The 11,024-nt window shown below is 62.3% G+C and carries 8 protein-coding genes and 1 tRNA gene; 8 read left to right on the top strand and 1 reads right to left on the bottom strand.

The window, feature by feature from the left end; genetic code table 11:
- From VF662_RS15665 to VF662_RS15635, 7 genes are all read left to right on the top strand, one after another.
- Window positions 1–471 (top strand): fructose-bisphosphatase class II (locus VF662_RS15665; RefSeq protein WP_464142881.1); only part of this gene is annotated, 471 nt, incomplete at its 5' end.
- A 49-nt stretch (window positions 472–520) separates the two neighbouring features.
- Window positions 521–2,293 (top strand): single-stranded-DNA-specific exonuclease RecJ, encoded by a 1,773-nt coding sequence (gene recJ / locus VF662_RS15660; RefSeq protein WP_464142880.1) that lies wholly within the window; start codon window positions 521–523, stop codon window positions 2,291–2,293.
- 60 nt (window positions 2,294–2,353) lie between these two features.
- A tRNA-Glu gene (locus VF662_RS15655) sits at window positions 2,354–2,428 on the top strand.
- Between the two features lie 658 nt (window positions 2,429–3,086).
- The gene (locus tag VF662_RS15650; RefSeq protein WP_464142879.1) at window positions 3,087–3,887 is read left to right on the top strand and encodes an alpha/beta hydrolase family protein; all 801 of its coding nucleotides are present in this window, start codon (window positions 3,087–3,089) and stop codon (window positions 3,885–3,887) included.
- Between the two features lie 256 nt (window positions 3,888–4,143).
- Window positions 4,144–5,853 carry a tetratricopeptide repeat protein gene (locus VF662_RS15645; RefSeq protein ID WP_464142878.1) on the top strand — a complete coding sequence of 570 codons (1,710 nt, stop codon included), beginning with the start codon at window positions 4,144–4,146 and terminating at the stop codon, window positions 5,851–5,853.
- Window positions 5,854–5,990: 137 nt separating this feature from the next.
- Window positions 5,991–6,536 carry a MarR family winged helix-turn-helix transcriptional regulator gene (locus VF662_RS15640; RefSeq protein WP_464142877.1) on the top strand — a complete coding sequence of 182 codons (546 nt, stop codon included), beginning with the start codon at window positions 5,991–5,993 and terminating at the stop codon, window positions 6,534–6,536.
- 363 nt (window positions 6,537–6,899) lie between these two features.
- Window positions 6,900–7,784, top strand: a complete 885-nt coding sequence (locus VF662_RS15635; protein ID WP_464142876.1) for a carboxylesterase family protein — start codon at window positions 6,900–6,902, stop codon at window positions 7,782–7,784.
- Between the two features lie 260 nt (window positions 7,785–8,044).
- Here VF662_RS15635 and VF662_RS15630 read toward each other — a convergent pair whose 3' ends face one another.
- The gene (locus VF662_RS15630) at window positions 8,045–9,196 is read right to left on the bottom strand and encodes a serine hydrolase domain-containing protein (RefSeq protein ID WP_464142875.1); all 1,152 of its coding nucleotides are present in this window, start codon (window positions 9,194–9,196) and stop codon (window positions 8,045–8,047) included.
- Window positions 9,197–9,528: 332 nt separating this feature from the next.
- Between VF662_RS15630 and VF662_RS15625 the strand changes: the two genes are divergently transcribed.
- The gene (locus VF662_RS15625) at window positions 9,529–10,713 is read left to right on the top strand and encodes a S41 family peptidase (protein ID WP_464142874.1); all 1,185 of its coding nucleotides are present in this window, start codon (window positions 9,529–9,531) and stop codon (window positions 10,711–10,713) included.
- The last annotated feature ends 311 nt before the right edge of the window (window positions 10,714–11,024 follow it).

Here is an 11,024-nt window from a genome sequence, read left to right as displayed (position 1 = left end):
CTGATCGCCGAGCTTCGCGGCCTCGGCTGCGGCATCAACCTCATCCCGGACGGCGACGTCGCCGGGGTGATTGCAGTCACCGACCCCGACACCACGATCGATGTTTATATGGGCTCGGGCGGAGCGCCCGAGGGCGTGCTTGCGGCGGCGGCTCTCCGCTGCGTCGGCGGTCAGTTCCAGGGCCGGCTCGTTTTCCGCAATGACGACGAGCGCGCCCGCGCAGCCAAATGGGGCGTCACCGATCTCGACCGCATCTATCATCTCGAAGATCTGGCGCAGGGCGACGTGATCTTCGCCGCCACCGGCGTCACGGACGGATCATTGCTCGCCGGCGTGAAGCGGCGGAAGAACTGCCTTTCCACCGAAAGCGTCGTCATGCGTGCCTCGACCGGCACCGTCCGCTGGGTCAAGGGCGAGCACCGCCACGAGCCCGGCTCGCACGGTTATCAGGCTTTTCCACAGCTTTCCTGATCGCGGGATTCACGCCGGACTCGCAATGACGTAAAGGCGGAGGATGCTCATGTCCTCCAGCCATGTCTGCGGCGTTTCACGCTCGATCCTGGGCCAGCCCTGGCGCTGGCGCGGCGCGGCTGCGGATGCGACGGACGAGGCGTTTCAACCTGACGATCTCGTGGACCAGCTGCTGCTCGCCCGCGGAGTCGGCCGCGACGAACTGGAGCGGCACCGGGCGCCGACGATCCGCTCCTTCATGCCGGACCCTTCGATCTTCCGCGACATGGACCTCGCCGCGGAGCGGCTCGCGGACGCGGTCGAGGCGCGCGAGCCCGTCACCGTTTTCGGCGACTATGACGTCGATGGCGCCACTTCGGCGGCCCTGCTGATCCGCCTGCTTCGCGGCCTTGGCTGCGACCCCAAGGCCTATATCCCGGACCGGCTGATGGAGGGCTATGGCCCCTCGGGCGAAGCGCTGGTTCGGATCGCGGAGGGCGGCGCGAAGCTGATCGTCACCGTCGATTGCGGCGCCCAGGCGTTCGAGGCGCTCGAAATGGCGCGGGCTGCGGGCGTCGACGTGATCGTCGTCGATCACCACAAATGCGCAGCCGCGCTCCCCGTAGCGCACGCGCTCGTCAACCCGAACCGGCTCGACGAGGCGGACGATGCGGCCGCTCACGGTCATCTCGCGGCCGTCGGCGTCTGCTTCCTTCTCGCGGCGGCACTGGTGCGGACGCTCCGGGCGAGGGGCTTCTTCGCGAGCCGCCCCGAGCCCCGCCTCGTCGACCTCCTCGACATCGTCGCGCTCGGCACCGTCGCCGATGTCGCACAGCTTCGGGGTCTCAACCGCGCGTTCGTTACCCAGGGTCTCAAGATGATGGCGCAGCGGAAGAATATCGGCCTGTCCGCGCTCATCGATGCTTCGCGGCTGACCCGAGCGCCGACCTGCACCGATCTCGGCTTCGCGCTCGGGCCACGGATCAACGCCGGCGGCCGCGTCGGCAAATCCGATCTCGGCGTCCGGCTCCTGACCACAGAGGATCCCGCCGAGGCCGAGAGTATCGCCGCCGAGCTCGAGCGCCACAACGAGGAGCGGCGAGCGATCGAGGCTTTCGTTTGTGGGGCTGCCGAGGCGTTGTGCGCAGCTCAGGGCAATCGGCCCGTCGCGCTCGTCTCCGGCCAGGGCTGGCATCCGGGCGTGATCGGGATCGTCGCCGGGCGGCTCAAGGAGAAGCTTGGCCGGCCCGCAATCGTGGTCGCCATCGACGCGGACGGCGTCGGCAAGGGCTCCGGCCGCTCCATCTACGGCGTCGATCTCGGCGCGGCCATCCTCGCGGCGAAAGAGAGCGGCCTCCTCATCGCCGGCGGCGGCCACGCAATGGCTGCCGGGCTCACGGTCACGCGGGACCGGCTGGATGCGCTTGCCGACTTCCTCGACGAGCGGCTTGCCAAGGACGTCGCCCGAGGCCGCGATGACCGTGCCTTGCTGCTCGATGCGGTCCTCGCCCCCGGCGGCGTCTGCCCGACGCTCTGCGAGGCGATGGATGCGGGCGGCCCCTATGGCGCGGGCTGGCCCGCTCCCCGTGTTGCGGCGGGGCCGGTGCGGATCGTGAAGGCCGATGTCGTTGGAAGCGGGCACCTCCGCCTCATCGTCTCAGGCGACGACGGCCGCCGCATCAAGGCGATCGCCTTTCGAATGGCCGATAGCCCGCTCGGACAGGCGATGCTTGCCGCGCCCACTCACCGCAAGCTCTGGATCGCGGGCCGGATCAAGCGCGACGACTGGGGGGACCGCCCGGCCGCCGAGCTCCACCTCGAGGACGCGGCCTGGGCCGACTAACCGAGCTTGACCGCCGACGCCCGCGCTTTTAAGTGCCGCCTCTGCCTCGGAGCACCCCGTGGCCCCTTCGTCTAGCGGTTAGGACGCGGCCCTTTCACGGCTGAAACACGGGTTCGATTCCCGTAGGGGTCACCAATCTTTTCAATGGGTTAGCTATGGCTGCCGCCAGTCTTTCAAATATCCGTCAAATATACGCCGGCGGCTGCAGGCGCACGCGCCTGGATTTTTCCTCTCACCCAGCCCTCGCCGCGTGAGAGATTCGCTGCAAATGCGCCAATTCATGTGTCCCTAAACGTGAGGAGATGCTCCGGCATGTGACGGTGACCGCCTTGATGATGCGCTTGCTCGAACCTCTTCGTTCGAGCGGGTCATGGGGCTCATCGGCGGGATAACGGCGGGGCGCAGTGAGCATCAACAGCTGCATCACGTGCTGACGCTGAGGCGATGACGGCATCAGCCGCAATGGCGCATTCCCGCGGCCTCCGTACACCACCGCTCCCCGAGGGCCCTCTCCGGGCGGCCGATTTGAACGTTGCTTCCAAAGCCAGGCGCGACCTTGAATTATGCCGTCTGAACGGTCTTTCAGCTGCGGATCTGACCCGTACTTCTTATGGCGTATTCGAAGCTGGTGGATGCTCCAGACCCACAAGGCCGTGGTAGCGCCAGGCGGCTCTGCTGCATCGCTCAACGAGAGTGTAAATCGGCTCCAGGCCGGGAGATTGGCAGCTGCACCTAATAATCCGACGTTGCTTTGGACGGGGAGGCGCCCCTGGTCTTGCTGCGGACGCCCCCGATGGCGATAGAGTCTTCGCCTTCTGGCAATCAAATGCATCGCGAGGTGGTTGTGAGGCTCAGGAAAAAGTCACTGCTTTGCGCTCAAGTCGCGGCGGCCGTCATACTTCACGGGTGCGCGAGCGTCGACAAGCCTCCACGGCCCAGCGAGGTTCTCGCGCCTGCGACCCGCGTCTTCACCGATCCCAGCCGCGGACGACAGATACCCGTCCTGCTCTATGGTCTCTCGCATAGGGCAAAACCGCTTGTCCTAATCTCCCACGGCTACGGAGGGCGCAACACTGCGTATTCCTTCATCGCCAATCATCTGGCGGGCCAAGGATACCTTGTCGCTTCCGTGCAGCATGAGCTTTCGGGCGACCCGGAACTTCCAACGACCGGGGTACCCTCGGTTGTTCGCCGCCCATCGTGGGAACAAGGCGTTCGAAATCTAAAGTTTGTCATCGAAGCCTTGCGGAAGCAGCGGGCGGCCTCGAACGATCGAATTATCCTGGTCGGGCACTCTCATGGAGGAGACATGAGTGCTCTGTTCGTCGAGCAGCATCCTCGCCTGGTGCAGGCCGTATTCTCCCTAGACAACCGGCGGATGCGCCTCCCGCGCACGAGCCGCCCTCGCATTTGCAGCGTGCGATCAACCGATCAAACAGCCGACGAAGGCGTTTTGCCAACCCCTGCGGAGGTGCTTCAGCACCGCATGGTGATAGCTACGGTACCGGACCTCAAGCACAACGATATGTGGGATGGCGCAAACCCGGCGCAGAAGCAGTCGGTGCTTGGCGTTCTTGACCGCTGCCTTCGCTGACCCTGGCACTGCGGCAGCGCCGCTTCACCCCATTATGAAAGAGCACTTATATGAGTAGGCGCACAGATGCGCAGGACGGCGGCTCCGTTCGCGCGGCTAGCAGAGCTCCCTGTCTTACGGGTTCGGAATCCGAATATGGCGTGCCGCAGCTCCAGGAATTTGGTGGCGCATCGAATCCCATCTCCTAACGCAACAGCGCTGTTGCAGTGTTTCCTTGGCCCTCCTAGGCTCATCCTGACAATTAAGGCCTGGGCTTATGATCAATCGAAGAGCGTTAGCTTTCCTTGCAATGGTGGGTGTTTCCAATGCGCTGCCCGCAGAGCAGGGGCGCTCGCCTGCTGAAACAGAGCGTACTCGGCAACTCGCAATGCTCACGCCAGCTTACCAGAAGGCGCATGGTTGTCTCGCCGGACAGAAGGATCAATCCGCTTCGATGCAAATGCCTCTCATCGAGGGGTTGGCGCCGGTACACTTACCAATCGCTGCGGGGAAAGCGGCTCAGCGCTACTTCGACCAGGGGCTAGCGCTGCTTTACGGCTTTGAACATGCGAAAGCTGAGCGCAGCTTTGAGGCCGCTCTAAAGATCGAGTCCGGTTGCGCCATGTGCCGCTGGGGCCAGGCGCTATCCATGGGGCCACATATCAATAGCGGCCCGATGTCTGCAGAGCGCGCCAAAGCCGCCCACAGGCTGGTCGCCGATATGCTGCGCGACACGCACCTTTCCCCTGTCGAGCGCGACATGGGAGAGGCTCTCTTGCAAAGATTTGCCCCTTCGGCTCCGGCTGACCAAAAGGGGGTACATGAGGAAGCGTATGCCAGCATGCTTTTGCAAGCTTCGAGGCGGCACCCGCAAAGCGACTTTCTGTTAGTGCTCGCGTCCGAGGCCGCGATGAACGTCCATCCATGGGATTATTGGGAGGAAGGCGGCGAGCGTCTCAAGCCATGGGGTGGAGCGGCAAGGCGGCTGCTCTCAACCGTCCTGGGGAGATCAGAACGCCACCCCCAGGCGCTGCACCTTTTCATCCACCTCACCGAAGCCTCTGCTAATCCCGGCGTCGCGGAGACCGCAGCAGATCGGCTGCGGCAGTTGGTGCCACACGCCGCACACCTGCAGCATATGCCGGGGCACACCTATTACCGGATAGGCCGCTTCTCAGACGCCGTGGCCGTGAACCGGAACGCAGTCGCGGCTGACGAGGCGATGGCGCGAACTCTTGGCGAGGATCCACTTTTCTATAACTATTACCGGCACCACACCCACTTCATTTTATCATCGGCTCAGCAGATCGGCGACCGGAGCGCGGGGCTGGCTGCAGCCGAGGGGCTGGAGAAGGCCATTCCGGCAGAGCGCGCCCTGAACCGGCCGGACTACCGGCGGATGCTCGCCAGCGCTTTGCAGGCCCGATTGCAGCTCTCCAGCACTGATGAGTTATTGGCCATCAAGGCACCTGACGAACGGTTGTCGGACCTGCGGCTTGTATGGAGGGCGGTGCGGGCGCAAGCCCTTGCCCGATCACACAGGCTGCGGGAGGCTCAGCTGGAGCTGGTCGAGTTGCGCCGGTTGCGAAGGAGCGTGGTTCTCGACCCTCAGATGCTGCCTCTGATTGACATGGGCGAACGCCTTGCCGCTGCCCGCATCCTGTCGGCGCAGGGCGATGCGCCCGGCGCAGCGGCTTTGTTCAAGGCCGCCGAGCAAGTCGAAGATGCCAGCGGCTACTGGGAACCGCCGCTCTGGGGAGAGCCTGCAGCGCTTCATTTCGGCGCTGCGTTGCTCCGGGACGGGGATCCCAAAGGAGCGCTGAGTGCGTTCAAACGAGCACTCCGCCGACGACCGGGCAATGCCTGGGCTCTCCTGGGTATCGCGCGTTCTCAGGAGGCGATGCGCATGCCGTCCAAAAAGGCATCCGACAGCTTCAGGCGCGTCTGGCGCGGACCCGCGGATCTCGCGACCTTGGAGCGCCTTTGAAGCTTCTCGGATGAAGCATCCTGTCTGAAAGGCGAGGCGTACAGTCGAGTACCGAACACGAGCAAAAGCCGCGCTGAAAACTTATAGCCAGCTGCTTCTGGAAGTGGCTATGATGCCTGATGCCTAGCCGACGGACCTTGGGATCCCTCCTCCGCCACCTGATCGAACTCCTCGATGGTGATGTTGAAGTGGCGTACCGTGAGGCGGGCCTCGTATACCGTCCGCGCTACACACCCGTGGTCCGGCTTCTAACGGAGCGTGGACCAAGCTCAATTCGGGCCATTTCCACGTACGCGGGCATCACCCATTCGGCAGCGAGCCAGACGGTCTCGGAAATGGCCAAGCAAGGATTGGCACGAGCTGAGACCGGGCAAGATGGCCGCGAGCGGATCATCGATCTTACCGATGCTGGCAAGGCACTCCTGCCCCTCCTTCAACGTCATTGGGAAGCGACGAACGCCGCTGCTGATGATCTTACGTTGGAACTCGGCGTCCCGCTTCTTGATATACTTGATCAGGCGATTGCCGCTTTGGAGCGACGGCCGTTCATCGACCGCATCCGAGAGAAGCGGGCGCACCAAGATGGCGAAATCCGCAAGCCGGACGTCACAAAGATCAAGCGACGTACGAAGACGGCTTCCAGTACAGAGAATTCTCCGCGGCATCTCGCTGAGAGAGGCTAAACTAGGCAGCTGGGCGGCGCATTGTCGGCATCGCCAACACAGAAGCGCGGCCTTGCAGGTTTGCCTCATCAGCTGTGGATGGGCGGCTCCTCGCTATTGGTGACGAATCCCCTCGGCTTCCCTACGCCCTCGTGAGAGCCAGTTGCAGCTGAAGCTGATAGCATGAGTGAACCCTGCGAGGCATAGCCAAAGACAGAGGCGAAGCCCTTGTTGAGTCTTTGCTGGCATATAAGTGCGTATCGACCAGCTGAGGCCTGCATTGCTCACTTCGACCGTGTGGCACCGGATCTTCCGCCGAATTTTCTTGCTCGGCGCGGCGAAAGCGCGAACAATTCTTGTGTGCGGTATAGCGCCTGTCATGTCATGGAACGGACCGCTACTGAGGGGTCGTTGCGCGGTGGGTCCCGGCTTCACCTGCGCTTGACTGTTCTTGGCTGGGCTGCACTCCTCGCCGGATGCGCAGCAACACCCCAGGGCCTCGCTGGCCCTCCTGACGAAAGCAGGAACCAGACTACGGTCGCCCTCCCCTCGGCCGAGGAACTTGCAAGCTGGCAGAGTATGTTCGCAGCCGCGATCTTCAAAGCGCGGGGCGACAGGACGTTGCCGTACCGTATCTATCGCCCGGCTTCAGCTTCCCGCCGTCCACTCGTCCTTATCCTCCACGCTTCGGGCGCCCTTGGCAGTGACAATGCACAGCAATTAGGACCTTTCGCAGCCTCTTGGGCTCGGCCCGAACTTGCGCACGATCCGCCGGTTGTAGTGGTCCCGCAGGTGGCTGAGCGAAGTGTGGTTTATGCGCGGTCATCCGACGGAGTTCCTAAAGCGTCGTCTCCAGGCCCTTCGTTCGCAATGTTGGCCGAGCTGCTCGAGGATCTGCTCAGGGATCCGACGATCGACAAGCGCCGGGTCTATCTCGTCGGATTTTCGATGGGCGGGTCGGCCGCTCTCCAGCTGGCGCTGTCGAGATCGCGCTTGGTGAGCGCCATCTTCGTATTTGCCCCGGTACCGCCTCCCATCGGTCGTGCAGGCGAGTTGGCCAAAGTCCCAATTTTTGCTGTTCATGGAGAAGCGGACGAGGAGAATCCCTTCGCAGTGTCTCTGGCATTCATGAACAACGTCAAGGCTAAAGGCGGTGACGTTCGCCTGATTTCCTACCGGGGCATGGGGCATCGCATGCCCTCAGACATGCTGGTCGATCCAGGTTGGCGTCGTCAGCTGCTCTCCACCATCGGTAGCGCACGTCCCTGACGGATAGCGGTGCTTAGCTTGATATGAGTGAGCCAGCCGATGTTGCTCAAGATCATATACATCCGACTGGGACGCCTGTTCGCCAAGTGGCCGAACTCTTCATCCCCCCGTTTTGTCAGGCCAGCAGAGTTCATCCGGCTGAGGAACAGATCACCGGTAGTCTTTGTCGGCGAGGCCGTGCGGGCCATCTCGGCAGCACATGCGTCGGCTGGCAAGCTTGGAGATTAGGGGGTTTGGCTCAGTGTTGGCACCTGCGCGGCCTAGGAAGCGCTCCGCGTCGGTAGGCGAGGGCCCGGCTCAGGTGGAGGCATTAAGCGCCGGGGACCTGGATGATCCTCCTCCCGCAAGGGTGCGCAGCCGGCCCCCAGGGCCACTCGCCTGAGAACATATCCCATCAGGTCGCCGGCGGGCGGATCGAAGTTCGAAAGCACAACGGATATCACCTTGCTCTCTGGGTAGACGGCAAAATCGGTGTTCGTTCCAATGTTGCCGCCGGATTGACCGAGGCGCCAAGGCTCGCCGGGCCTCTTTGGGAACAGCCGCGCTTTAATTTCTGCACTTACCAAGGAATCGCCAATCAGCGCTTTGCCCAACCTCAACAGGTCGTCGGCGGTGCTGACCCCGTCCCCGGAGGGTGATCCGCGGGGCTCCATCGGCATCTTCACGGGGTGGGGGGTGGCAAGCGGTGGCTGGCCTGGCAGCATTCGCGTCATGCGGACCGCAGTTTCAGGCCCGACGGTCAAGCCGGTCGCGCTCATCCTCAAAGGTCGGAAAACCTCGTCCTGCAGGTATTCGCCGTAGGTCTTACCGCTCACCGCTTCGATGACCACTCCAAGCAGCCAGAAGCCGCCATTGGAATACTGCTCTCGCTCCCCCGGACGAAACTCCAGAGGCTGGGAAGTGATCAGCGGCAGCAGATCGCGTGCGCTCGTGGCAGAGACTAATCCGGTCATTGCCTCCGGAGTCATTCGCAGAAAGCCAGCCACGCCCGAACGGTGCTGCAGAAGTTGGTCAATTGTAATTGCGGCCATCTCAGGTGGAATGCCCCGGACATATTTTCCTATTGGTGCGTCCAGACTGAGTGCTCCCTTGTCGGCCAACTGTCCGACCGCAACCTTCGTCAGTACCTTTTGGACAGACGCGAGGCGGAATCGCGTTGCCGGGGTAATTGGCACAGTTTGCTGCTCATCCATCATGCCGGAAGTATGAGCGAAAACGTCGTTGCCCCGCTGGACCAAGATCACGCCGGAGAAGGGGACCAGCCTTGCCTGGGCCTCATAGCATGCCTTGAAAGCGTCCTTGGAAAGTGGAGCCGGCTGCGACGCTGACACGGGCGGTGCCGGTGCACAGGTGACAAGAGCGAGCAGGACTGCGCAGCCGCTGAACCCACCTGTTTTCGAAGAAATGCTCAAATCAGGACGCCTTTCCAGCTGAAGAGTACAACAGCACTAATATATCTGCGCATCCCGTACAAGCCGCATTAGCGTCCGCTCCTGACTTGCTGACTTTTGGGTGCATAACCGGATCACGTGAAGTTTCCGCTGATCGGAGCAAGGGAATGCTTTCGATAATTGGGAGGGTATTCCGGCGATGGCTAACTCGTCGCCGGCAGCTTGGGAAGCGTACCCGTAAGCGAAAGCTGGACCTCCTCGACATCTGAGGATCACTTCTGGCCATGCTGATCAAGTTCGAACCAAGCGTCGCCGGATGGTGCCTCGCTTAGAAGCCCTAGCCGGAGCCTTACGTGCCGCTCGAAACGCCCGTCATTCATCATGCATTCACTTCGTACCCGGACAACTATAAGTGCTTACACAATGGCCTGGACGGGCGTCGTTGGGAAAGGACTGGTGTGGAGACGGACATCAAGATCGGACCCCGGCGAGCTCTGACAAAAGCCTTCATCCGTGGCGGCCTTTCTCCCTTGGAGGCCGAGAAGGTGCTTCAGCCGGCCGAGGTCGTAGCTGAAATACGGCGGCTGATCGCCGAGAGCTACGTCTTGCCCGAGCGCCGAGCAGAGCTTGATGCTGCGCTTTCGCAAGAGATGAGCTCTGGTCGCTATGATGTGGACCAACCGGCACTTCTTGCCGAGCGGGTCAATGCTGATCTTGAGCGGGTGGGACGCGATCGCCACCTCAATTTTAGATATAACCCGAAACGGGTCGCCCGGATGACGGCCACTATTGCTGGAAGTACATCCGATCATACCGCATTCGAGCGAGAGGTGAGGTGTCGCAACCATGGTGTGCATGAACTGAAGCTGCTGTGTGGAAACGTGCGATGTCTCAATCTAGGGAGCTTCGACTGGATCGGGGAGGATAGCGAGGCGGTCCTTGAAGCGGCTATGCACTTTCTTCGAGGAGGCGATGCTGTAATCATCGACTTAAGGCGCAACGGCGGCGGAAGCCCCCGCGCGGTGCATCAAGTGATAAGCCATTTCATGGAGGCCGGCCGCCCTCTCGTTACCTTCTATCGAGGCAACGATGTTTCACCCACGTTTGCGACCCTGCCTGGACTCAGCACGATGGTTGGGAAGCCGCTTTATGTCCTCACGAGTGAGGTCACCGGGTCCGCCGCTGAGGAATTCGTCGGACACATCGCAGGCTACGGCTTGGGCGAGGTCGTTGGTGCTCGGACATCGGGGGGTGCCTTCATGAACGATGTCTTTCCAATTGCGGGGCAGTTCGAGCTGAGCCTTTCAGTGGCACGGCCGGTGCTTGCTTCCACCGGTGGCGACTGGGAGCGGGTCGGGATCGCTCCAACCATCACCACCAGTGCCGCGGCGCTGGAAACCGCGCACGTTCATGCCCTGCGGAGATTAGCTGCCGCTACTTCGGATCCCGCCAAGCGAAACAAGCTCGAGGCCTTGGCGGCTGAGGTTTCCCGCACAGCGTCGCTGGAACCTTCTCCGCTGCCGGATCATAGGAGCTAGAAGAGCGGCTGCGTCTACCTGCCCCTTGAGCATTAGGGAGGGCCGCTTCGAATGGTCAGCGGTTGGATGGATTAGTTCGTTACCAGGTTGGCCCGTTGCCAGTTCACCCCTTCTCCCGGGCCTCGTCTCCCTTCGTGCCCGGGGGAAGAACATCGGGGCAGATCTCAATCTGCGAAACCCTCACAAAGAATGCAAAGCAGATCTCCTGGTCGTGATTGTCTATGCATCCTGCTGACCTCAAGAGTGTCTTCACGGCTGGCGCATGACGGCGGAATGGACGGTCGAGATCGTGATCGGTAAAGCGGTTTACG

This window comes from Allosphingosinicella sp. (genome assembly GCF_036387215.1).
Taxonomy (GTDB): Bacteria; Pseudomonadota; Alphaproteobacteria; order Sphingomonadales; family Sphingomonadaceae; genus Allosphingosinicella.
This window is presented reverse-complemented; position numbering and strand designations above follow the sequence as displayed.